The sequence below is a fragment of the Pseudomonas fragi genome, from assembly GCF_025426255.1.
Lineage (GTDB): Bacteria > Pseudomonadota > Gammaproteobacteria > Pseudomonadales > Pseudomonadaceae > Aquipseudomonas > Aquipseudomonas kulmbachensis.
Genome location: NZ_CP104861.1, coordinates 3,889,967 through 3,913,524 on the forward strand (window position 1 = coordinate 3,889,967; position 23,558 = coordinate 3,913,524).

Genomic DNA, 23,558 nt, shown 5'->3' on the forward strand with positions numbered 1-23,558 from the left:
ACGGGCGGAGCACAATAATAATGTCGTCCTCACACTCACTACGGCTCGATGCACACCAGCACTTCTGGCGCTATGACGCCGCGGACTATCCCTGGATAGGCCGCAACATGGGCTGTTTACGCCGCGACTTTCAGCCCGATGATTTGCGCCCGCTGCTGGATGCGGCCGGGTTTGACGGCTGCATCGCCGTGCAGGCCCGCGCCTGTGCAAGCGAGACCGATCAATTGTTACGGTTGGCTGAACGTTACCCGTGGATTTGCGCCGTGGTGGGCTGGGTCGACCTGTGCGCCAGCGACCTTGAACAGTCGCTGGAACGCTGGGCGCAGAACCCGGTTCTGCGTGGTTTTCGTCATCAGTTGCAGGACGAAAGCGCGCCCGCCGACTTTATGCAAAACCCCGCGTTTAACCGGGGGTTGAACACCTTGCAACGCCAGGGTCTGGTCTACGAAATCCTGGTCAAGGCCAGGGATCTGGGCGCTGCCACCGAGCTATGCCAGCAGCATGACCAACACCATCTGGTGCTCGATCACCTGGGCAAGCCCGATGTGCAGGCCAATGACTGGAAAGCCTGGGCCCAACAACTCGCGCCGCTGGCCGCCCTGCCCCATGTCAGTTGCAAGCTGTCGGGGCTGATCACCGAAGCCCATTGGCAGGATTGGCATAGCGCACAACTGACGCCCTATCTGCACACCGCACTGGAGCTGTTCGGCCCCGAGCGTTTGATGTTCGGTTCCGACTGGCCTGTGTGCCTGCTGGCCAGCGACTACGCGGCCACTTGCAGCCTGGTTGGCAGTGTCTCGCAACATGCGGCCATTTGGGGTGGCACGGCGTGCCGCGTCTACAACATTGAGGGAGCGATTCAATGAATCTGTACCTGCAAGACAAGGTCTTTATCGTCACCGGCGGTGGCTCGGGGATTGGCGCAGCTATCTCCTTGGGGCTGGCCGACGAAGGCGCGATCCCGGTTATTTTCGGTCACAGCCCGCTGTCCGATGAACTGGCGCGGCAACTGGACCAACGTGGTTCCCAAAGCCTGTTTGTACAGGTCGAATTACGCGACGAAGACGCCTGCCGCGCCGCCGTCGCCACAGTACTGCAACGCTTTGGCCGTATCGACGGGCTGGTCAACAACGCCGGAGTCAATGACAGCATCGGCCTTGAGGCCGGGCGTTCAGCCTTTGTCGAGTCACTGGAAAAAAACCTGATCCATTACTACCTGATGACCCACTTGTGCGTGGACGCGCTCAAGGCTACTCGCGGTTCCATCGTCAATATCAGCTCCAAGACCGCCCTCACCGGCCAAGGCGGCACCAGCGGCTACACCGCCGCCAAAGGCGCGCAACTGTCGCTGACCCGCGAATGGGCCACCTCGTTGCTGAGCGACGGGGTACGGGTCAACGCAGTCATTCCGGCTGAAGTCATGACTCCGTTGTACGAGCGCTGGATCGACACCTTTGCCGACCCGAAAGCCAAGCTGGCAAGCATCGTCGAAAAAATCCCCTTCGGCCAACGCATGACCACGAGTGAGGAAATCGCCGACAGCGTGCTGTTTCTGTTGTCGTCACGCTCCTCCCACACCACCGGGCAATGGCTGGTGGTAGATGGCGGCTACACCCACCTGGACCGGGCGCTGACATGAGTCGCCAGTGCCTGGCGCTGGACCTGATCGACGACCCGGTGTTGATCGCCGAGTACGAACGCTTGCACCAGCAAATCTGGCCGCAGATCAGCGCCCACCTGCGCCAGCACGGCGTGCTCGACATGCAGATCTGGCGCCTGGGTACGCGGCTGTTCATGGTCATGGACACGGCTCCCGACTTCAACGCAGAAGCCTTTGCCCGGGCCGGAGCCAGCGACCCCAGGGTGCAGGAATGGGAAGCGCTGATGTGGCGCTTCCAGCAGCCCACACCCTGGACCCGTCCCGGCGAAAAATGGGCGTCGATGAGCCAGATTTTCAGCCTGCACCATTCACCCTGACCCTGACCCTGTGGGAGCGGGCTTGCTCGCGATGCAGACGACTCGATCTGCCTGACACACCGCAGTGATGCCATCGCGAGCAAGCCCGCTCCCACAAGGTCAGCACCCACAAGTAGATCCACGCAACACCGCTCTAACAACAATAAAAAGGAGATGCGTCATGTCACTCAAGCACTCGAACGTCGCACAGCCATCCTTTGGCCGGGCGGTCACGTCCTATCGCTGGGCACTGATTCTAGTGACCTGCCTGTTCTTTCTCTGGGGTCTGTCCTATGGCTTGCTCGATGTACTGAACAAGCACTTCCAGGAAACCCTGCACGTCAGCAAGGCGCAATCCGGCCTGCTGCAAAGCGCCTACTTCGGCGCCTACTTCCTCATCGCCCTACCCGCCGGTTTGCTGATGGACAAGTACGGCTACAAGGCAGGCATTCTGTTAGGCCTGTGCCTCTACGCCACCGGCGCCCTGCTGTTTATGCCTGCTGCTGCCGCGCAGAGCTTTCAGTTCTTTCTGTTCGCCCTGTTTGTGATCGCTTGCGGCCTGGGTTGCCTGGAAACCGCCGCCAACCCTTACGCCACAGTCTTGGGCGACCCCGCCGGGGCCGAGCGACGCTTGAACCTTGCACAATCGTTCAACGGCCTGGGGCAGTTTTTCGGGCCCTTGATTGGCGGCGCGCTGTTCTTCAGCGGCGCCAACAGCACTGACACCACGCAATCGCTGCAAATGACCTATCTGGTGATTGCCGCCCTGGTGTTGCTGGTGGCCATCCTGATCGCCCGTACCCCGCTGCCCGACCTGCGCGAGCAGGAAGTCCAGGCCCAACAGCACGACCACAAAACCCTGTGGCAGCACCGCGAGTTTGTCACCGGGGTAATCACCCAGTTTTTCTATGTCGGTGCACAGGTCGGCGTAGGCGCGTTTTTCATCAACTACGTCACCGAACACTGGGCACAGATGAGCAGCCAGCAAGCCGCGTATCTGCTCTCGGTGGCGATGCTCAGCTTTATGTTTGGCCGCTTTTTCAGCACCTGGCTGATGGGCCGCGTCAATGCCCAGCTTCTGCTGCTGATTTACGCGCTGATCAACGTGGCACTGAGCGCCGTGGTGGTGCTGGGGGTTGAAGGCCTGTCGGTGGTGGCGCTGGTGGCGATGTTCTTCTTTATGTCGATCATGTTCCCGACCCTGTTTGCCATGGGCGTGAAAAACCTCGGCCCGCATACCAAGCGCGGCAGCTCATTCATGATCATGGCCATTGTCGGCGGCGCGCTGCTGCCCTACGTGATGGGCCTGGTCGCCGACCACTCCTCGACCGCCGTGGCGTACCTGTTGCCGATGGGCTGTTTTGTCATCGTTGCGGCCTATGCCCGTGCTGCCCTGAAAAAAATCTGATTGCTGTACTCCACAAAAAAAACAAACGGAGCACCCCATGTCCAACCCTGTATTGCAACAGGCGCTCAGCAAGATTCGTTGGCGCATCCTGCCCTTTGTCGCCCTGATGTTCGCCATGGCGATCATCGACCGTTCCAACATCGGCTTTGCCAAGCACGCCCTTCAGGCCGACACCGGCCTAAGCAACGCTGCGTTTGCGTTGGGCGCGGGGATTTTCTTTATTGGCTATGCGGTATTTGAAGTACCGAGCAACCTGATGCTGCACAAGGTCGGCGCGCGAATCTGGCTAAGCCGGATCATGGTCACCTGGGGTCTGGTTTCTGCGGCCATGATGTTTGCCCACGACGAAACCAGCTTCTACGTCCTGCGTTTTCTGCTCGGTGTAGCCGAAGCCGGGCTGTCGCCGGGCGTGGTGCTGTACCTGACCTACTGGTTCCCGCAGAACCAGCGCGGCTCGGCCTATGGCATTTACTACTTCGGCGTACCGGTGTCGTTGATGGTGGGTGGCCCAGTGTCGGGCTGGCTGCTGGAAACGGCCCAGTTCGGCCTTGCGGGCTGGCAATGGATGTTCGTCACCGAAGGCCTGGCCGCGTCGATCATCGGCGTATTTGCGTTCTTCTACCTGACCGACAAGCCGCGGGATGCCAAGTGGCTGAACACCGAAGAAAAGGCCGCGATCGAACACGAACTGAACAAAGAGCAACTGCTCAAGGCCAACAAGGGCCCGTCGTCTTGGCGCTCGGCGCTGATCAACCCCAAGGTGCTGTACTTCACCTTTATCTACTTCACGATTCAGGTCAGCGTGTATGGCGTGCTGTTCTACCTGCCGACCCGGATCGCCGAACTGCTGGGCACTGGCATTGGCCTGAAAGTCGGCTTGCTGACCGCCATCCCGTGGATTGCTACCGTTATCATGCTGTACGCCGTAACCCGCTACGCCGACCGCAAAGGCCAGCAAACCCGCTTTGCCGCAGTGATGCTGGCACTGGCCGCGGTGGGCATGGTGGGTTCGACGTTGAGTGGCAGCCTGCCGCTGGTGATCCTGGCGTTCTGCGTCGCGGCAGCCGGGTTTATCACCGTGCAACCGTTGTTCTGGACCTTACCAGCGCGCTTTTTGGGTGGTGCGGCAGCGGCCAGCGGGATTGCCGTGATTGGTGCGCTGGGCAACCTCGGTGGGTTCCTCGCGCCGACGGTCAAAACCTGGGCCGAGGGCTACTTCAACAACCCACACGCAGGCATGTACTTTTTGGCCGCGACAGCCTTGCTGGGGGCGTTGATGCTGGTGCGTTCTGCCAGGGCCGGGCGTGAACCGGGGAAACTTGCCGTCTCGGCACCTGCGTCACACTAACGGGCGCTAGCGGTATTAACACGGGCCACAGGTGAGATACATTGGGAAACAGTTGGACGCAAAACAATAGCCCGTAATCTCACAAAGGGTGGCCCGTGAATACCAATCAAAAACTGAGAACTTTCGACCTGATTCGCGAAGCGGTACTGCCCGAGTACCGCGACCGGGTGGACGACTACCTGAGCCTCTACGAGCAGGCCCTGGACAGCGAAAACACCAGCACCGCAGAAGTCCACGCCAGCGCCCATCAACTGCGCGGCTACCTGCGCGGCCTGAACACCACCCGGGTGCTGGGCATGGCCGATTGGGAAGAACTTGACCGGCGGGTTACCGAGTCCTGGTTGTAACAGGCTGCGAGCCACCGCCAATTATTTGTGGGAGCGGGCTTGCTCGCGATGCAGGCACCTCGGTGTTTCAGTTACACCGCAGTGATGCCATCGCGAGCAAGCCCGCTCCCACAGGGTTGCATATATGCAACCGTTCACACAAAAATCGTGCGCCATGACATATACGGTTAAACCATGGCCGGTGACCCCTGCCTAGCAGTGACTAGCCTTTGAGGTTTATCAACTCATTGAGCTTTGTCATGCTTTCACCTCCAGCATCCCATCGCCTGCGCCGCGGCCGCTACAGCGAGCAAAATCGCATCTATCTCTTGACCACCAACACTCTGGATCGCGAACCCATCTTCCTGAACTGGCGTACAGGACGGCATGTTGTCCAGCAGTTCAGGCAGGCACAAGAACAAGGCTTCGCGGAATCGCTGGCATGGGTGGTGATGCCTGATCACTTTCATTGGCTGCTAAAACTGCAGCATGGCTCGCTTGATGAGTTGATGTGCCGCACCAAATCGTTGAGCACCCGAACCATCAATCAGGTAACCGGACGCACAGGCAGCCGCTGGCAGCAGGGCTACCATGACCATGCTTTACGTCATGACGAAGATCTAAAGCGGGTAGCCCGCTACGTTATCGCCAACCCTTTGCGCGCCGGACTGATCAAACGAATCGGCGATTATCCCTTGTGGGATGCCCAATGGCTTTGATCCATCAAACCATCCAGAAACCTGTGGGAGCGGGCTTGCTCGCGATGGTATCGACGCGATTGCTCAGATACACCGCGGCGCCTTCATCGCGAGCAAGCCCGCTCCCACAAAGACTCAATCACGCTGTTGCAAGTGTCGCCAGTGGCGACAACGGCGCCTGTGGCTCCTTGAGCAACGTAAAGTAAGCCAGGGCCGAGCACGCCGCCACTACCGCGCTGATCACAAATGCAGTGGAGAACGAGCCGCTTTGCTGCACGCTGAAGCCGGTCAGGATCGGCGCAATCGAGCCTGCAAGATAACCGCCAAAGTTCTGGATCGAACCAAAGGACGCGACCCGCTCCGACGGCACGATGGTGTTGACGATCATCCAGGCCGTAGCGCTGGAGATGTTGATAAAGAACATGGTCAGGCACAGCAGGATCACACAGGCCACCACATTGGTGGTGAAGGCCACGATCAGGGTAAACAGCGCCCCGCCGAGCAGGCCCAGTATCACCATCAGTTTGCGGCTGGCCAGTACCCGCATGCCGCGCGCCACCAAGCGGTCGCAGCATTTGCCAGCAACGATAGTGCCCAGGGCGCCGAACAGGTAAGCCAAAGATACCACCCAGGCGGTGCGATACAGATCCAGGCCATGCTCGCGTTCGAAGTAGCCGGGCAGCCAGGTGAGGTTGAGCCAGATCATGTAGATCACGCCCATAAACCCGAGAAATGCGCCCCAGGTGTTGCGGTCCTTGAACAACGAGGTCCAACGCACTTTCGGCGCCTTGGCCTGTTGTACCGGCACCGGTTCTGCACGGCCGGTCTCGGCCATGTACTGCGCTTTACTTTTGTAGAACTTGAACCAGCACACCGCCAGCAGCAGGCCCAGGATGCCGGTCAGGATAAACATCCCGCGCCAGCCCAGGTGCACCATAAATACCGTCAACAAAGGCGGCGCCAGGCACGGTCCGATGCAGGTCGAGGACCACACCCAGCCGGTGGCCGTACCCCGCTCTTGTGTATCGAACCACTCCGATAACGCCTTGGCCGCCGAAGGGAACACCGGCGCTTCGCCAATCCCCAGCAACACCCGCAGTCCGACCAGATGGCCGTAGCTGCTGAACAAACCGAAGGCCGCCTGCGCGACCGACCACACCACCAGCGAACCGCCCAGCGCCAGCTTGCTACCGAGCTTGTCGATCAATGCGCCGAGGGGGAGTTGCGAAAATGCGTAGGCAATGGAAAAGGCCGAAAGCATCACGCCCATTTGCATCGGGCTGATGGCCAAATCTTTTTGGATGGTGGTGTTGGCGATGGACAGGGCACTGCGGTCGAGGTAGTTGACCACGCCAATCATAAACAGGAAGAAGATGGTCAGCGTCTTGTAGCTTTTTATTGTTTTCATGCGCGCCTCTAGTGAGCGGTTTTTTATCCTGCAAGGACGCCGCTCACTCTAGTTGCCCACGTTCACACTGCCCAATCACAAGATTCCATCAGTTGATAACTCGTCGTTATCAAGGCGTCTGGCGGGCACCGCGCAGGGCATCCGGACCACTCAACAGCGCGTCAATAAAGGCTTTCGCAGACCACTGAGGTACTTCATTGCGCCGGATAATCACCCCGTAATCCGCCAGCACCAGCGGAAATGGCAAGGCCAGACGGGTCAAACGCCCGGCCCGGATTTCCGGCTCCACCATCGATTCGGCCAGCATCGCCACCGCTGGGGTGGTTTGCAAAAGTTGCATGGTGGTTTGCAGGGACACGGTTTCCACGGTGTTTTCCGGGGTCTGCATGCCTGCTTCGACAAAGGCTTTCTCCACCCGCGCGCGCATCGGCGTGCCCGTCGGGTAAATCACCCACGGCCAGCTGCCGAGTTCGGCCAGCGGCACTTCACTGGCCCCGGCCAGCGGGTGCTGGCTGCCCGTGACCAGGCACAGCGGCTCCGGCGCCAGCGCCTGGAATTCAAACAACTCACGATGGCGGTCGAGGGTAAACCGCGCCACCACCAGATCCAGCTCCTTGTGTTCAAGCAGAGTCAGCATGTTGGCACTGGTGCCTTCAAGCACTTGCACAGTGAGTAAGGGCCAGTCCTGCTTGACCCGCACAATTGCCGCCGGTACTGCCAGGGCTGTCGCCGCATAGATGGTGCCGACCTTCAGCAAGCCATGCCCGCCCTGGCGCAGATGATTGATCTGGCTGACAAACTGGCCGGTATCGTTCAACGCAATCTGGGCGAACCGGGCCACGTGGCTACCCAGGTCAGTGAGCGTCATGCTGCGCGGCAAACGGGCAAATACATCAAAGCCCAGTTGATGCTCGATTTCGCGCAGCATCTTGCTGACAGCCGGTTGGCTGATGCTCATCTCTTGCGCGGTGGCGTGCATGTTTTGCGTACGCGCCAAGGTGTCGATAAGCACCAAATGGCGAAATCGCAGCCAGTTGCACAGCTGGTTAAACCCGACATCCGCCATCCGATAACCTCCGGTTATTAAGACCTGAGAATATCTCATTGGCGATTATCGCAAAGCAATATTAGTGTGCAGTTGTTGCGCCAAATAATAACAACGGACACTTGTCATGAACCTAGCCAACAAACGCGTTCTGGTCACCGCGGCGGCGCAAGGCATCGGCCGCGCCTCGGTACTGGCCTTTCGGGATGCAGGCGCTCAGGTCATTGCCACCGACCTGCATATCGAAACCTTGCACGACATCCCTGGCATTCAAGCCCTGGCTCTGGACGTGACTCAAGCATCCGCCATTGACGCCATCTGCCAGCAGGTGGGGGCTATTGACGTGCTGTTCAACTGCGCAGGCTACGTGCACAGCGGCGCGCTACTGGAATGCGACGAGCAGGCCTGGCAATTCTCTTTCGACCTTAATGTCACCGCCATGTACCGGATGATCCGCGCGTTCCTGCCCGGCATGCTGGATAACGGCGGCGGCTCGATCATCAACATGGCGTCGGTGGCGTCCAGCGTCAAAGGCGTGCCCAACCGTTTTGCCTACACCGCCAGCAAGGCTGCGGTGATCGGCCTGACCAAATCAGTGGCCGCCGACTATGTGCGCCAGGGCATTCGCTGCAACGCCATTTGCCCCGGCACCGTGGACTCGCCTTCGCTGCGCCAGCGCATCGCCGAACAGGCCCTTGAACAGGGACGGTCCGAAGCCGAGGTGTATCAGGCCTTCGTAGACCGCCAACCCATGGGCCGCATCGGCAGCGCTGAAGAAATCGCCCAACTGGCGCTGTACCTCGCCAGCGATGCCAGCAGCTACACCACCGGCACTGTCCAGGTAATTGATGGCGGGATGAGTAACTGAAACCGTGGGAGCGAGCCTGCTCGCGATGCAGGCACCTCGGTGTTTCAGTGACACCGCGGTGATGCAATCGCGAGCAGGCTCGCTCCCACCAAGAACATTTTGATAAAGGAGCTTTTATGAAACTGCTGCGCTACGGCGATAAAGGTCAGGAAAAACCCGGTCTGCTGGATGCTCAAGGCAATATCCGCGATCTGTCGGCGCACATCGCCGATGTGGCTGGCACGGCCCTTGATGCCACAAGCCTGGACGCACTAAGCAAAATCGACCCCGCCACCCTGCCGCTAGTCAGCGGTTCGCCACGCATCGGCGCCTGCGTCGGCCAGGTCGGCAAGTTCATCTGCATTGGTCTCAATTACGCCGACCATGCCGCCGAGTCGGGCCTGGCGGTGCCAGCCGAACCGGTGGTGTTCAGCAAATGGACCAGCGCCATCTGCGGCCCCAACGACAACGTGGAAATCCCCCGTGGTTCGACCAAAACCGACTGGGAAGTCGAACTGGGCGTGGTCATCGGCAAGGGCGGACGCAATATCGACGAAAACAACGCTCTGGAGCACGTGGCCGGTTACTGCGTGATCAATGACGTGTCCGAGCGCGAATGGCAACTGGAACGTGGCGGTACCTGGGACAAGGGCAAGGGCTTTGACACCTTCGGCCCCATCGGCCCGTGGCTGGTGACTCGCGATGAGATCGCCGATCCGCACCAGCTCGACCTTTGGCTTGAGGTCGACGGACAGCGCTACCAGAACGGTAATACCCGCACCATGGTGTTCCAGATCCCGGCCTTGATTGCCTACCTGAGCCGCTGCATGTCGCTGCAACCGGGCGATGTGATTTCCACCGGAACGCCGCCGGGTGTGGGCCTTGGCGTCAAACCGACACCGGTGTACCTGCGCGCAGGCCAGGTCATGCACCTGGGCATCAGCGGCCTTGGCGAACAGCGCCAACTCACCGTTCAAGCCGACTGATACAACGCTCAAACAACTATAAGAAACGGAGCTACACATGCGAATTCTGATCACTGGCGGCACCGGTTTTATCGGCAAGCAACTGGCCCAGCGCCTGCTCGACCTCAACACCCTGACCTTTGAAGGCCAAGCGCCTCGGGCCATTGAACGTATCGTGCTGTTTGACACCTTTGCCGGTGAGGATGTGCCGACTGATCCGCGCATCGAACTGGTAACCGGCGATGTCGCCGACCCCGAAGTCATCGCCCGCGTCACTGATGGCGTGGACCTGGTATGGCACCTGGCGGCGGTGGTCAGCTCAGCTGCCGAGGCGGATTTCGATCTGGGCATGCAGGTCAACCTGCACGGCCTGATGCTGCTGCTCGAAACCCTGCGCAAACAGGGCAACGCGCCGCGCTTTGTGTACGCCAGCGGCTTCGCGGTGTTTGGCGGCACATTGCCGGAAGTAGTCGACGACAACACCGTGCTCACCCCGCAATCGTCCTATGGCATGCAAAAAGCCGTGGGTGAATTGCTGGTGGCCGACTATGCGCGCAAGGGCTTTGTCGATGGCCGGGTGCTGCGCCTGCCAACTGTGGCGGTGCGCCCCGGCAAGCCGAACAAAGCGGCATCGACTTTCTTCAGTTCGATCATCCGCGAACCGCTGGTGGGCCTGCCCGCCGTCTGCCCCGTACGCCCGGACACCCGCGTATACCTCACCTCGCCGCGGCGCATCATTGAATCGATGCTGCTGGGCATGACTCTGTCACCGCAAACCCTGGGCAACGAACGCATCATCCCGCTGCCGGGCGTCACCACCACCGTCGCCGATATGGTGGCGGCGCTGCAACGGGTGGCCGGTGATGAAGTAACCAAACTGATTAACTGGGAGCCGGACGCAACCATCCAGCGCATCGTCGAGAGCTGGCCAAGCAAGGTAGAAGCGCCGCGTGCACGCGCACTGGGCTTTACCGCCGACGCGGATTTCGACGCCATCGTGCGGGCGCATATTGAGGACACCGCCAACTGACACAAGGCGCTCCGTAGCAGCTGACGAGCGGAGCGAGGCTGCGTCCGGCTGCGAAGCAGTCGTGAAATCAGACCCTGCGGTGTGCCAGTCAAAACCGGCTCCCAGGGTTTACGACGTCTACGCCGCCGAACGCAGCCTCGCTCCGCTCGTCAGCTGCTACGAAGGATTCGTTACTCAAGACTCACGTTACTCACAACAATAAAAAATGAGGTCGTGCCACATGACTACTCCACTCCCCGATGTCTCGGACATCGAACAACAGACGATCAAACGCGTTACCCAACGCATGATCCCCTTTCTTGTCCTGCTGTTTGTGGTCGCCTTCCTGGACCGCAACAACGTCGGTTTCGCCGCCCTGCGGATGAACGAAGACATCGGCATCAGCCAGACCATTTATGGCCTGGGCGCAGGTATTTTCTTCCTCGGTTACTTCATGTTCGAAGTGCCAAGCAACATTCTGCTGCACCGCTACGGTGCCCGGGTGTGGATCGCCCGGATCATGGTGACCTGGGGCATCATCGCCGGTGCCATGGGCTTTTTGCAGACACCCATCCACTTCATCTCCCTGCGCGTGTTGCTGGGTATAGCCGAAGCCGGATTCTTCCCGGGGGTGATTTACCTGCTGTCACTGTGGTTCCCGAGCCGTTACCGCGCCCGCATGATCGCCAGCTTTTACCTGGGCGTACCCATCGCGCAAATTATTGGTGCTCCGCTGTCAGTGGGCCTGATGGAAATGGGCGATGCCTGGGGCTTTGTCGGCTGGCGCCTGATGTACATCGTCGAAGCTGTACCTGCGGTAATTCTCGGCGTGGTGTGCTTCTTCTACCTCACTGACCACCCGGCCGATGCTCACTGGCTGACCGACAAACAGCGCAACTGGCTGATCAACACCCTGGCCCAGGAAGAGCGCAACAAACCGCTGGTGGTGGGCGTGCAACCGACCAAGGGCCAGATGATCCGCAAGGCACTGTGCAACCGTCAGGTATGGCTGCTGGCAATGGTGTACTTCGGAATTACCTCAGGCTCCAACGCGATGAACTTCTTTATGCCAACGGTTCTGGCATCGTTCCGCGGCACGTTCGGGCTGGAAATCGGCCTGATGCAGAACGGTCTGATCACCGCCATCCCGTACGCCGTCGCCGCAGTGGCAATGATCTGGTGGAGCCGTCGCTCGGACCGCCTGCAAGAACGTCACTGGCATGCGGGCGGTGCAGCCATGCTCGCCGCAATTTCCATTGCCGTGGCGCTGTGGCTCAACCAGCCATGGATCATCGTTATTGGTTTCATCCTGCTGGCCATGGGCGTCTACAGCGCCATCAACGTGTTCTGGGCCGTACCGGGGCAAGTACTGACGGGCGTCGGCGCTGCCGTAGGGATTGGCCTGATCAACTCCATCGGTAACCTCAGCGGCTTTATCGGCCCTTACCTGACCGGCTATCTGTTCACTGTGACCGGCAGCTACACCCCGGGCTTCCTGGTGATTGCTGCATTGGTCGGACTGGGTGGCCTGGGCATGGTGCTGATGCCACGTAACAAGGTGTCGCAGATCGGTGCAACCCAGGCATCCGCTGCCGCCGTTGGAGGTAAAGCATGAGTTTGCCAACCGTAGCCTTTATCGGCACCGGGATCATGGGCCAGCCCATGGCCCGCAACCTGCTGCATGCAGGCTTCCCGGTGCGGGCATGGAACCGCTCGCCCGCCAAGGTGCAGGAACTTGCCGCGCAAGGCGCCGAAGTGTTTCAGACCCCGGCTGAAGCAGCAGACGGCGCCCAGGTGCTGATCTGCATGCTCAGCGATGGCCCGACCTGTGACGAGGTGCTGTTTGGTGAAAACGGCGCCACCCAAGCATTAGCGCCCGGCGCGCTGGTGATTGTAATGAGCTCGATTCCGGTCGACACCGCTGCCGCACAGGCACATATGTGCGCCGAAAGCGGCCTGCGCTACCTCGACGCTCCGGTGTCGGGGGGCGAACGCGGTGCACGGGAAGCCAGCCTGGCGATCATGGTCGGTGGTGAAACGGCGGCCTTCGAACAGGGCCGCGAGGTCCTGGCCGCCATGGGCCGCCCGGTGCACGTTGGCCCGGCGGGCACCGGCGAGCTGTCCAAGCTGGTCAACCAGCTGATCGTCGCCAGCACCATCGCCACCGTCGCCGAAGGCCTGCTGCTGGCCGAGCGCGGCGGCGCGGACCCGACAAAAGTCCACGAAGCGCTGATGGGTGGCTTTGTCGATTCACCGATCTGGCGCCAACACGGCCAACGCATGCTGAACAACGATTTCACCCCCGGCGGGCCTGCCAAATGGCAGCTCAAGGACACCCGTACCGCCCTCGCCCAAGCGCAAAAACTCGGCCTGTCACTGCCGGTAGGCAGTCTGGTCGACAGCTTGTTTGCCGCCATGGTCGAGGCCGGTGACGGCGAACTCGACCACGCCGGGCTGATCCGTCAGTTGCGCCGCAACAACCCTTTGCCCGAATAACTTGCTGGAGCCTGCCATGACCGATTCAACCCCACGCCGCCTGCGCAGCCAGCTGTGGTTCGACGATCCAAGCCACGCCGACCTCACCGCACTGTATGTAGAGCGCTACATGAACCAGGGCCTGACCCGCGCCGAACTGCAATCGGGGCGGCCGATTATCGGCATCGCCCAGACCGGCAGCGACCTCACGCCTTGCAACCGTCATCACATCGAACTGGCTAAACGGGTCAAGGACGGCATTCGCGACGCGGGCGGCATTCCGATGGAATTTCCGGTGCACCCGATTGCCGAGCAGTCACGCCGCCCGACCGCCGCCCTGGACCGAAATCTGGCCTATCTGGGCCTGGTAGAAGTGCTGCACGGCTACCCGTTGGACGGTGTAGTGCTGACCACTGGCTGTGACAAAACCACCCCGGCCTGCCTGATGGCTGCGGCCACTACCGACTTGCCCTCCATCGTGCTGTCCGGCGGGCCGATGCTCGACGGTTGGCACAAGGGCCAGCGCATCGGCTCGGGCACTGTGTTGTGGCATGCGCGCAACTTGCTCAGTGCCGGCGAGATCGATTACGAAGGGTTTATGACCCTGACCACCGCCTCCTCACCGTCGGTTGGCCACTGCAACACCATGGGCACCGCCCTGTCGATGAACGCCCTGGCCGAAGCGCTGGGCATGTCGCTGCCCGGCTGCGCGAGCATCCCGGCGCCGTACCGCGAACGCGGGCAAATGGCCTATGCCACCGGCATGCGAATTGTCGACCTGGTGCGCGAAGACGTACGCCCGTCGCAGATCATGACCCACGCCGCCTTTGAAAACGCCATCGCCGTGGCCTCGGCGCTGGGCGCGTCCACCAACTGCCCGCCACACCTGATTGCCATCGCCCGCCACAGCGGCATCGACCTGTCGCTGGAAGACTGGCAGCGTGTCGGCGAAGACGTACCGTTGCTGGTCAACTGCATGCCGGCCGGTGAATACCTGGGCGAGAGTTTCCACCGTGCCGGTGGCGTACCGGCGGTGATGCATGAACTGGACAAGGTCGGCCGCCTGCACCGCGACTGCCTCACGGTGAGTGGCCGCAGCATGGGTGACGTGGTTGCCGACTGCGTAACCGGCGACCGTGACGTGATCCGCTCCTATGAGGACCCGCTGATGCACCGCGCCGGGTTTATCGTACTCAGCGGCAACTTCTTCGACAGCGCCATCATGAAAATGTCAGTGGTGGGCGAGGCCTTCCGCAAGACCTACCTCAGCGATCCGCTGCAACCCAACAGCTTCGAAGCGCGAGCCATTGTGTTCGAGGGCCCGGAAGACTACACGGCGCGGATCAACGACCCGTCCCTGGACATCGACGAGCGTTGCATTCTGGTGATTCGTGGCTGCGGCACCGTCGGCTTCCCCGGCAGTGGCGAGGTGGTAAACATGGCGCCGCCCTCCAGCATGATCAAGGCCGGGATCGATTCACTGCCGTGCATGGGCGATGGCCGTCAAAGCGGCACTTCAGCCAGCCCGTCGATCCTCAACATGTCCCCCGAATCTGCCGTGGGCGGCGGCCTGTCATTGCTGCGCACCGGAGATCGCCTGCGCGTCGACCTCAATGCCCGCAGCGTCAACCTGCTGGTGGACGAAAGCGTACTCAACGAGCGCCGCCAGGAACCGCTGCCACCGCTGGCCCCTTCGCAAACCCCATGGCAGGAACTGTATCGCCAATTGGTTGGCCAATTGTCCACGGGCGGCTGCCTGGAACCGGCAACCCTGTACTGGCGTGTGATCCCGGAAAACGGCCCACCCCGCCACTCCCACTAAACACTATGGACACATGACCTGACTTGTGGGAGCGGGCTTGCTCGCGATGACAACACCTCGGTTTACCTGACAAACCGCAGCGTCCGCATCGCAGGCAAGCCAGCTCCCACAAAACCTGGGCTACCCCAGAGTTGCCCAATGTACTTTTTTCAAGGATCACGCTAATGCAAACCCTGCAATTGACCGTAAAAAACTCCCTGCCGGATGACTGGCAACGCGCAACACTGGTCGGTCGCGCGTGGTTGCCCGGTGAACGTGGTGGCCCAGCCGTTGTGGTGATTCGTGACGGCGAAGTGATCGACTGTACCGCCCACTTCCCTACTTTGAGTTTGCTGCTGGATAGCGAAAACCCGCTGCAAGCCGTGCGCGAAATCCGAGGTACCTCGCTGGGTAAAATTGAGGCATTGCTGGCCAACAGTGGTGAGCAACGCGACCAGGCCAAACCCTACTTGCTCGCCCCTGCGGACCTGCAAGTGATCAAGGCCGCAGGCGTGACCTTTGCCGCCAGCATGATCGAACGGGTGATCGAAGAAAAAGCAGGCGGCGATGCCCTGCGCGCCGAAGAAGTTCGCGCCCTGGTGCAAGAAGTGATCGGCGACAACCTGCGCGATTTACGCCCCGGCTCACCCGAAGCCATGCGCCTCAAGCAGGTGCTGATCGAACAGAACATGTGGTCGCAGTACCTCGAAGTCGGCATCGGCCCGGACGCAGAAATCTTCACCAAAGCGCCGATCCTTGCGGCGGTGGGCAGCGGCAACGCCATCGGCATTCACCCCGGCTCAAGCTGGAACAATCCGGAGCCCGAAGTAGTATTGGCAGTGGACAGCCAAGGCCGCATACACGGCGCAACCCTGGGCAACGACGTCAACCTGCGCGACTTCGAAGGCCGTAGCGCGTTACTGCTGAGCAAGGCCAAGGACAACAACGCATCCTGCGCCCTCGGGCCGTTTATTCGCCTGTTCGACGAACACTTCAACCTCGACCACGTGCGCCACTGCGAAGTGACCTTGCGCGTCGAAGGCACGGACGGCTACGTACTCGACGGCAAAAGCTCGATGAACCAGATCAGCCGCGACCCAGCGGACCTGGCCGAACAGACACTCAACGCCAACCACCAGTACCCGGACGGCTTCGTGCTGTTCCTCGGCACCCTGTTCGCCCCGACTGAAGACCGCGACCAGCCGGGTCAAGGCTTCACCCACAAGGCGGATGATGTGGTGAGCATCTCGTCACCGACACTGGGCGCCTTGCACAACCGCGTCACAGGTAGCGACCAAGCGCCGCAATGGTCGTTTGGAGTTAGCGCATTGATGAAAAACCTGGCGGGCCGGGGGTTACTCGGCCAAGCCTGAAGGGTTGGCTAACAGCAACAAAAAAGGCCCCGCCTGGTAAACAGTGCGGGGCCTTTGCGTATCTGGTGTCCCAGGCGGGGTTCGAACCTGCAACCTTCCCCTTAGGAGGGTCATATAAAGCCCAGCCATCATTGGTTAAGCCCAGCATTTATTGGCCCTGGCGTCCGGTTGTGTCCGTAAAAACGACCCCGTATAGTTCTTTTTGCACCCACCATGCACCCATGGAAACAAATTGAAAGAGAAGCTAACAGCCAAACTGCTCGGAACACTGCAGGTCACTGGCAACGAATACGAAGTTCACGATACCACCGTCGGCGGTCTATTCGTGCGAGTTACTGCCGCAGGTGCAAAGTCTTACGTCGTCTCCTGGGCCCGTGGCCGGAAGAAGACTTTAGGCCGTGTTGGCATTCTCACGCTTGATCAAGCTCGCACTGAGGCCACTCAGTACCTTGCAGAGGCTCGAACCCATGGCGAGCCTCTGGCTGTCACTCAAGGCCGGAGAGGCGCCACCCTACCTTCGCCTGCTTAAAGCCTGCTTCACGCTGGCGGTCTTTATAGGCACGTTGCCTCAATGTGTTCGGGTCGAGCATCTCGCTCATCACGGCTAGCCTCCATTACCAGTAACCAGAAAAATAACGCCACGCCATTACCAGTAACGCAAGCTATACGCGCACCTAAAAATTTCGTAAGGATAGTTGAGCTAATTTATTCAAGAGGGAGCAAAGGTGCATAGACAAAGGAGAAGTCCCCAAACGTAAACATTCAGAGTGGCTAACAACAACTTCCGATCCGAAACCTGCTACGCACTATATTTAAAGATCAGAAAAAATTATTATAACTGCAGAACACAACAAACAAAATAAATCAACATGAAATTCAAACATTACTAAAACTTTCCTCTCACGCCCTAAACATTTAAGCAAAGGTAGATGCTACGTCGCGCTCTTATCCATACATAAAAAGGCCAGCCGATTACAGCCGACCTTCTTAATACGGCTATTGAGCAGGATTAATAAAAATCTAATCGCGAGCCATCCGTTTAACCTTGATATCTATTATTACTCTATTTACAGGTGAAAACCCTCCAAAACTCATTACCCTACTGACCTGCTGATCGATCATAGAAATCAAGCGCCGCTGAATATCCAACTCAATAAGACGGTCATATTTCAACTTCACGCCTCGCTTTCTGAGGGAAACAAGAAACCAAGTCGCCCCCAAAAAAAGCAAAAAGGAGCCTACCAACACTGAGCCTAATATATAAATATTGCCCTCTGACAAAAAAACAGAGTTCCCAGCAAAAAAAACAAAACCACCCGCTACAATTGACAAAACCGCTGAAGCAAAAAGAGTCGTCGCCAAAATTTTAGCATCGTTACTCTGAATCTCTTTTGATAGCTTATCCAAAGACAAAGTGGACGACTCAGCGAGCGCTATAAGCTCCTCAAGCTCTTTCGCACGCTCTTTCTGCTCCTGAGAGAAACGCCCGCTAGAGTGTGGATAGTCATTCATTCATGGATCTCCGCTATTATTGCGATAGTTTTCATAAACTCTCTAAGTATATCATCCTGCTTATCATGTGGCAGAGAGGATTTCGCTACTTCTCCGTTCCATGTAAAATCCGTTTGCTTAGCGCAAGTCTGAGCAATATAAATCGATAGATTGTTCTTGCCGATCTCATTCTGTAGCTCTCGTAAGGCAGTGCTAAAAACACTATCTCCGGCAGGATGATAGTGACTGAGAGCTTGAGCCACCCTATCAGGGTATAGATCAACTTTGTTGACCGCGATAAGCAGCCATTTCAAATTTTGGCTTTGAACAAGCAACCTTCTTATATTAGCTAACTCATGCCTTAACGCATCAATCTCAAGTTGCAAATTGCGTTGCCGCAGTTCTTCAACGGTGGTGAACCCGTCATTTATTAAATGACTGAGCTAGTACGGCATCTCTCGGAGATGAGTATCCAAAATCAACTACGTGTATGACCCCCTCCAGCCCTTTATTCTTCTGATAAGCGTCAATCTCGCCACGAGTTCTATAACCCATCTGACCAGGCAGAACTCTCAAGACTTTAGATAAGTTACCAAGCGTTAAAGATGTAACCTCAACATTTACAGATTCGCCTGGCTTATCAAAATACAGCCCCCTACCCTTTTCATCCATTTGCCCGCTAAGCAAAGTTTTACCCGCCCCAGGTACCCCCGTCATTACTACTTGGGTTGACCCTATATCGAAATAAACTTTTATCCATGTAAAACAACGTTGTAATTTGTGCCGATGATCATAAGCCAGCTTTCCTGCTCGAAGACTGAAACTCAATGGTGTAGTCCATTCCATCATTGCAAACATCTCCCCTGTCAATCAGGTCGAGTATACAGCTACTCCTACAACTCTTCCTCTGGTACATCAATTTTGCTCCCCCCCAATACAGCGTTCGCAAACCAGCTCGCAGACGACGCATTTAGGCAAAACTGCTTGTTACGGGTAAGACCCAGCGAGCACCCGACATAGTTAGCCCTCAGTGACGCAGCTACATTCTTGATTACAGGTAGCCTTTTCCGTGTGCTAGGTCTTGACGCCTCTAGAGAGGCAGAGCGTGCCTGCTCACGGAGACGCTTTGGTCTCACTGAGCGTGGAAAGAAACGCACAGAGTAGAAATCAACACAGGGGGGGGGATGGTCAACTTCACTATACCTTTGCCGCAATGCCCGAGATCGTGACCTCTCCATTTCCCTTCGAAACAGACCAAATGAGCCGATTCGGACCGTTGGGACTGATTGCCCCGCTCCTCCTGACAACAGGCAGGAACAGGCCAACTCGATTGTGACCCTGCCTTACACTTGGCTGCGGTGGTTTTAACTTCCCCCAATGGGGGAGTTGAATCGCGCCACATTTTTGCTAAATTTGCGAACGTAGCGCGGAACCTGGCATACCGAAATGGAAGGTCAGGTCCAGCCGGCATTGGGGGTTCCTCGAATACTAATGTGTGCTGGATAAGCAAGCAGTACCATGCGGCAACAAAGCAGCGAGGCGATATTTGTGGGCTAGGACTTGGCAGAAGCGAGGCAAGCACACGATGATGGCCTAAAGCCACATCAAGAATGCACTGGAGTAAGTCTCACATGAAGTCCGAAGATGAGGAGTTCAAGCTGTACGAGAAAATCTATATGGCCGAGGCGGACCGGAAGGAGAAGCTACTTTCTCGCCTTAATTTACCCTTGGCGATGATCATCGCGCTATTGAGCTTCCTCTCCTACCTTCTTCCAAAGGCTCCACCGACGGACACAACAGCAGGAATTTATTTTTGGATTTTTTACCTTGGAGCGGGCGTTTTCGTCATCAGAGCTATGTGGCATTTCGCCCGAGCCTGGCGCATCCGGTTTGAAGATCTAGCGATACCAGTAGCCGAAAAACTTGAAGACCATCGGAAGACCCTCATCAGTTATTACGATGGAAGCGTCGAACTGGCGAACAGCTTTTTCATGCAGATCATGATGGACTATTACGTGATGGGCGCAACAAAAAATGCAACGAACAACGATCGAAGAGGAAATGAGCTCGACGCATTGTCGAAAAACGTTATCTACACTGTAGTCTGGTCAATGATCTCCTTTCTCCCAGTATTCACTCACACGCGCACCTAGGAGTTACCGATGGCAGAGCAGAAGCCCCCACCGCCGCCCCCACCGCCGATGAGAAATATTAAAAGTGACGTTCCGCTTCCTCGGCGCGACCCTCCACCACCTCCACCGAAAAAATCTTAACAACGAGCCCTCTGAACGAGGGCTTTTTATTGCCCGTAACAATTAGGGTCACCACAACATACTGCAACGATAAGATTCTTTTCAGAACACTCAAAAACCACTTTCTCAGTACCGTTTCGTCCCGTTCTGTGTAGCACCTTAAGTATGCCTATCCAGATACGGGCAGATTTCGCCTTTTTCAGACTTTTCGCTTGATAAGTAACACCCAAAGTGAAACAGTATTAGGAGAACACCCTAACTGATACAGGCACCCATTATGTTCATCCGCGCATACCTCCGCGCATCGACCGAAGAGCAAGACGCTGGCCGCGCCCGTGCTTCGCTCGAGCAATTCACAACCGACCACAACAAGGTCATTGCGAGCGTGTACCTGGAGAACGCCAGCGGCGCCGCGGCAGACCGCCCCGAACTTCTCCGGCTGCTCAAGGATGCGCGAAAGGGTGACGTGCTGCTGGTGGAGTCGATAGACCGGCTCTCCCGCCTTCCGGTAGAGGATTGGCAGAAGCTCAAGGCCGCGATCGACTCCAAGGGCCTGCGCATCGTCGCGCTCGATCTGCCGACCAGTCACCAGGGAATGCAGGACACCAAGGGCGACGAGTTCACCGGGCGGATGCTGGGCGCTATCAACTCGATGCTGGTGGAAATGATGGCCGCCATTGCGCGCAAGGATTACGAGCAGCGCCGCGAGCGCCAGGCCCAGGGTATCGAGAAGGCCAAAGCTGCCGGTAAGTATCAGGGCCGGCCGGTCGATGAAGATCTGCACAAGCGCGTTACTGAGCTACTAGGCGCCGGGCTGGGCATCCGCGCAACAGCCAGGCACGCCAACTGCTCAACCACCACAGTCCTCAGGATCAGGGACTTGGCCAGCGCCTGAAAGCACCAATAAAAAAGGCTTTACGGTCAGGATCATAGCGGAGCGTCATGACGACTGGGTAATTGCACTCCACTTGCCCACCCGTGTGCATCGAAAGTGACCAGCTCGATTCGTAACCATGACTGGCAGAGAACGGTCCAGGCTGTGTGAAAACGCATGCACCGTTTTAAAGTCTGCGTTGCTACGTAAAATCTGCCAGCGTTTAGTTGGTCAGCAGACCTGAAATTTTCGTAGGAACGCGATTCTCGTTGCGGTTCTGACTGTCAAACTCGCTCTAAAACGTTTTCACACAGCCTGGGCCAAAAGCGGACATCTCCGGCGCCAATGATATCGACCCAGTACAACACCGGAAGGCGTCTAACATTTCTAACCCCCCATTAGGATGTTGCCAAATGACTGTCTCACGCGAACGTCTACATTTCACACCTCAATGAGAGATCACGCATTGGCTGGCCAATGCCGCTAAAGATTCAGTCAATACATTCTGACCGTGCTTGAGAAAGGCCAGCTGATAATTAACGATGGTTTGTGGAGCCTCGACTGCAATTTCCTGAAGCTCGCCTCGCTCAAGTTCGTCAGCGAAAAGATCCTTGGGCAAGCAACTGACCCCAACCCCAGCACGAACCAATGCAACCAAAGCAAATAAACTATTGCTGCCATAGACGTGATTGAACTCGATCCCTGCTTGCGCAAACAGCTGCTCGCATCGTTGAGTGATTCCCGAGTGCGCTCCTTGTACGATAATCGGCCAAGAGGCGAGTTCTTTGAGAGAAATCGTGGTGTTCTCAGTGAACTGTCGGGCGGGAGCCAGCCAGGCGAACTCGATGGATTGCAGCGCAATGGCAGTCATTGCGGGCGTGACGTAGTCCTCCGGGATCACTACCAGATCGAGGTCGCCATCCAACAGTTTTTTTTGCAGGCTTGCCGAAAGATCAACATCCGGATGGAGCGAAACATCGGGATGAACGGCTTTTACGCTCGCCACAAACGCCGAGAACCAGGTCAGCGTCACCAGTTCGGTGAAGCCCATTCTTATCGTGCGGATCGTCTGCCGTGAAGCCCCACGAAGAGCCTCAAGCCGGGCCATACTTCCAATTAATCCTTCGCAGGCCTCCAGCAGTTCGACACCTTTGGCGCTCAGGTGCGCTTTGTGGCCGCTTGCTTCGAACAAGGGCAAGCATGCCTGCTTTTCCAATTCTTGTAGCCGCTTGGTAGCAGCCGATTGGGTGATGAACAGTCGAGTGGCTGCCCGTTGCTGGGTGCCCAACTTCAAAGTCCAGTAGAAGGCTTCAACCTGCTTAAAGTTGATCATGCTCGCTCCCTTGAGACTGAAGGGAGGGGATGGCTCGTTCGTAAGGTTTCTGCAAGTCGCAGTGCTGGCTCATCAACTCGACGATATGACGGTGGAAGGGGCTGTAGGTGTCCGCTCGAACCAAGGCGACATAGGGGGTGATAGGCAATTGCGGTTCGACCTTGAGCTTTACCAGCTGTCCACTGGCGAGATAAGCGTGAGCGGCTGAGTCAGGCAGGTAGGTGACCCCGAGTCCCGATGCTGTCAAACCGATCAGCGCCGCCAAGCTACTGCAGGGAATGTGCGCGCGCGGGCTGGCTCGCTGTGCGGTCAGCCACTGCGCTATCAGTAACCCGGAGCCAGACAGGTTCCCCTGTGCCAAAAGTGTGCAGCGACACAGATCTTCCAGGGTCAAGATGCGTGAATGATCGAGCAGACCCGGCGCGCAGAACCAATTGTTCTTGACCTCATCAAGCGAGACCTTTACCAGGCCGTTCGAGTTGAAGGCATCGGGAACCACGACGACATCCAGCTGACCCGACATGAGCAGCTCATGCAGCCGTACGCTTAGATCGACTTCGGGCTCTATCCGGACCTTTGGGTAATGGTCTGAGATCGCCTTGATCAGGTGCGGTAGCCAGGTCAAGGCGCTGAGTTCGGTGATACCGATTCTGAGTTTTCGACTCAAGACTTCATTGCTGATCAGACAGCTGTTGACGATGTCACGCTGTAACAGCACATGCCTGGCTTGAGTGACGATCTCGCCGGCTAATACGGTCGGTTTAGCCGTACGCCCACTGCGATCGAACAGATCGTACCCCAGCCAATGTTCCAGCTCCTGAATTTGACGGGAGATCGCCGATTGCACCACACCCAAGCGGGCAGCGGCCCCGTCAAAGGTGCCGTGATCCACAACGGCGATCAGGGCTTCAAGCTGTTTGAAGGTTGGCAAAGGAACCATCTCATCTGG

Annotated in this window: 24 protein-coding genes; 17 read left to right on the forward strand and 7 right to left on the reverse strand. The window is 58.0% G+C overall.

The genetic code is table 11. The annotated features are described in order from the left end of the window. Positions 1 to 20 precede the first annotated feature (20 nt). From N7D90_RS18035 to N7D90_RS18065, 7 genes are all read left to right on the forward strand, one after another. Entirely contained in the window at positions 21 to 866 is an 846-nt protein-coding gene (locus N7D90_RS18035) for an amidohydrolase family protein (RefSeq protein ID WP_261739275.1), read from the forward strand. Beyond that, complete coding sequence (locus N7D90_RS18040) at positions 863 to 1,639, forward strand: SDR family oxidoreductase (RefSeq protein ID WP_261739276.1); 777 nt, start codon at positions 863 to 865, stop codon at positions 1,637 to 1,639. Before N7D90_RS18035 ends, N7D90_RS18040 begins: the two co-directional genes overlap by 4 nt. Next, a complete protein-coding gene (locus N7D90_RS18045; protein ID WP_261739277.1) occupies positions 1,636 to 1,977 on the forward strand; it encodes an L-rhamnose mutarotase in 342 nt (113 codons plus the stop codon). Before N7D90_RS18040 ends, N7D90_RS18045 begins: the two co-directional genes overlap by 4 nt. Before the next feature lie 160 nt (positions 1,978 to 2,137). Next, complete coding sequence (gene fucP, locus N7D90_RS18050) at positions 2,138 to 3,364, forward strand: L-fucose:H+ symporter permease (RefSeq protein ID WP_261739278.1); 1,227 nt, start codon at positions 2,138 to 2,140, stop codon at positions 3,362 to 3,364. A gap of 37 nt (positions 3,365 to 3,401) precedes the next feature. Then, positions 3,402 to 4,712: an MFS transporter gene (locus N7D90_RS18055; RefSeq protein ID WP_261739279.1), complete on the forward strand. Its 1,311-nt coding sequence runs from the start codon at positions 3,402 to 3,404 to the stop codon at positions 4,710 to 4,712. 95 nt (positions 4,713 to 4,807) lie between these two features. Continuing rightward, on the forward strand, positions 4,808 to 5,059 hold the full coding sequence (locus N7D90_RS18060; RefSeq protein ID WP_261739280.1) for a hypothetical protein: 252 nt from the start codon (positions 4,808 to 4,810) through the stop codon (positions 5,057 to 5,059). Positions 5,060 to 5,298: 239 nt separating this feature from the next. Continuing rightward, a complete protein-coding gene (locus tag N7D90_RS18065) occupies positions 5,299 to 5,757 on the forward strand; it encodes an REP-associated tyrosine transposase (RefSeq protein WP_261739281.1) in 459 nt (152 codons plus the stop codon). 118 nt (positions 5,758 to 5,875) lie between these two features. Here the strand turns inward: N7D90_RS18065 and N7D90_RS18070 are convergent, their stop codons facing one another. Continuing rightward, positions 5,876 to 7,144, reverse strand: a complete 1,269-nt coding sequence (locus N7D90_RS18070; protein ID WP_261739282.1) for an MFS transporter — start codon at positions 7,142 to 7,144, stop codon at positions 5,876 to 5,878. Between the two features lie 109 nt (positions 7,145 to 7,253). Then, positions 7,254 to 8,210, reverse strand: a complete 957-nt coding sequence (locus N7D90_RS18075) for a LysR family transcriptional regulator (RefSeq protein WP_261739283.1) — start codon at positions 8,208 to 8,210, stop codon at positions 7,254 to 7,256. Between the two features lie 106 nt (positions 8,211 to 8,316). On the opposite strand from N7D90_RS18075, the gene N7D90_RS18080 reads away from it, so the two are divergent. The 8 genes from N7D90_RS18080 (at position 8,317) to N7D90_RS18115 (ending at position 17,188) form a co-directional block, all read left to right on the forward strand. Continuing rightward, a complete protein-coding gene (locus tag N7D90_RS18080; RefSeq protein WP_261739284.1) occupies positions 8,317 to 9,057 on the forward strand; it encodes an SDR family oxidoreductase in 741 nt (246 codons plus the stop codon). Between the two features lie 116 nt (positions 9,058 to 9,173). Continuing rightward, entirely contained in the window at positions 9,174 to 10,022 is an 849-nt protein-coding gene (locus N7D90_RS18085) for an ureidoglycolate lyase (protein WP_261739285.1), read from the forward strand. Positions 10,023 to 10,059: 37 nt separating this feature from the next. Continuing rightward, complete coding sequence (gene denD, locus N7D90_RS18090; protein ID WP_261739286.1) at positions 10,060 to 11,031, forward strand: D-erythronate dehydrogenase; 972 nt, start codon at positions 10,060 to 10,062, stop codon at positions 11,029 to 11,031. Between the two features lie 220 nt (positions 11,032 to 11,251). After that, entirely contained in the window at positions 11,252 to 12,625 is a 1,374-nt protein-coding gene (locus N7D90_RS18095; protein WP_261739287.1) for an MFS transporter, read from the forward strand. After that, complete coding sequence (locus N7D90_RS18100; RefSeq protein ID WP_261739288.1) at positions 12,622 to 13,506, forward strand: NAD(P)-dependent oxidoreductase; 885 nt, start codon at positions 12,622 to 12,624, stop codon at positions 13,504 to 13,506. Before N7D90_RS18095 ends, N7D90_RS18100 begins: the two co-directional genes overlap by 4 nt. Positions 13,507 to 13,522: 16 nt before the next feature. After that, positions 13,523 to 15,307: an IlvD/Edd family dehydratase gene (locus N7D90_RS18105; RefSeq protein ID WP_261739289.1), complete on the forward strand. Its 1,785-nt coding sequence runs from the start codon at positions 13,523 to 13,525 to the stop codon at positions 15,305 to 15,307. Between the two features lie 164 nt (positions 15,308 to 15,471). Then, a complete protein-coding gene (locus N7D90_RS18110) occupies positions 15,472 to 16,659 on the forward strand; it encodes a fumarylacetoacetate hydrolase family protein (RefSeq protein ID WP_261739290.1) in 1,188 nt (395 codons plus the stop codon). Between the two features lie 325 nt (positions 16,660 to 16,984). After that, positions 16,985 to 17,188, forward strand: coding sequence for an Arm DNA-binding domain-containing protein (locus tag N7D90_RS18115; protein WP_261742475.1), 204 nt, complete (start codon positions 16,985 to 16,987; stop codon positions 17,186 to 17,188). A gap of 491 nt (positions 17,189 to 17,679) precedes the next feature. On the opposite strand, the gene N7D90_RS18120 is transcribed toward N7D90_RS18115, so the two are convergent. The 3 genes from N7D90_RS18120 to N7D90_RS18130 are packed head-to-tail and all read right to left on the reverse strand — an operon-like array spanning position 17,680 to position 18,999. Further along, positions 17,680 to 18,171 (reverse strand): hypothetical protein, encoded by a 492-nt coding sequence (locus N7D90_RS18120; protein WP_261739291.1) that lies wholly within the window; start codon positions 18,169 to 18,171, stop codon positions 17,680 to 17,682. After that, a complete protein-coding gene (locus N7D90_RS18125; protein WP_261739292.1) occupies positions 18,168 to 18,536 on the reverse strand; it encodes a hypothetical protein in 369 nt (122 codons plus the stop codon). Before N7D90_RS18125 ends, N7D90_RS18120 begins: the two co-directional genes overlap by 4 nt. Before the next feature lie 37 nt (positions 18,537 to 18,573). Then, positions 18,574 to 18,999: a hypothetical protein gene (locus tag N7D90_RS18130; protein WP_261739293.1), complete on the reverse strand. Its 426-nt coding sequence runs from the start codon at positions 18,997 to 18,999 to the stop codon at positions 18,574 to 18,576. Between the two features lie 782 nt (positions 19,000 to 19,781). Here N7D90_RS18130 and N7D90_RS18135 point away from each other — a divergent pair. After that, a complete protein-coding gene (locus tag N7D90_RS18135) occupies positions 19,782 to 20,303 on the forward strand; it encodes a hypothetical protein (RefSeq protein ID WP_261739294.1) in 522 nt (173 codons plus the stop codon). A 376-nt stretch (positions 20,304 to 20,679) separates the two neighbouring features. Beyond that, positions 20,680 to 21,297: a recombinase family protein gene (locus N7D90_RS18140; protein ID WP_261739295.1), complete on the forward strand. Its 618-nt coding sequence runs from the start codon at positions 20,680 to 20,682 to the stop codon at positions 21,295 to 21,297. 427 nt (positions 21,298 to 21,724) lie between these two features. Here N7D90_RS18140 and N7D90_RS18145 read toward each other — a convergent pair whose 3' ends face one another. Together N7D90_RS18145 and N7D90_RS18150 are read right to left on the reverse strand one after the other, a co-directional pair. Next, positions 21,725 to 22,609 (reverse strand): LysR family transcriptional regulator, encoded by an 885-nt coding sequence (locus tag N7D90_RS18145; RefSeq protein WP_261739296.1) that lies wholly within the window; start codon positions 22,607 to 22,609, stop codon positions 21,725 to 21,727. Further along, positions 22,596 to 23,540, reverse strand: a complete 945-nt coding sequence (locus N7D90_RS18150) for a LysR family transcriptional regulator (RefSeq protein WP_261739297.1) — start codon at positions 23,538 to 23,540, stop codon at positions 22,596 to 22,598. The genes N7D90_RS18145 and N7D90_RS18150 overlap by 14 nt, the downstream gene beginning before the upstream one ends. Between the last annotated feature and the right edge of the window lie 18 nt (positions 23,541 to 23,558).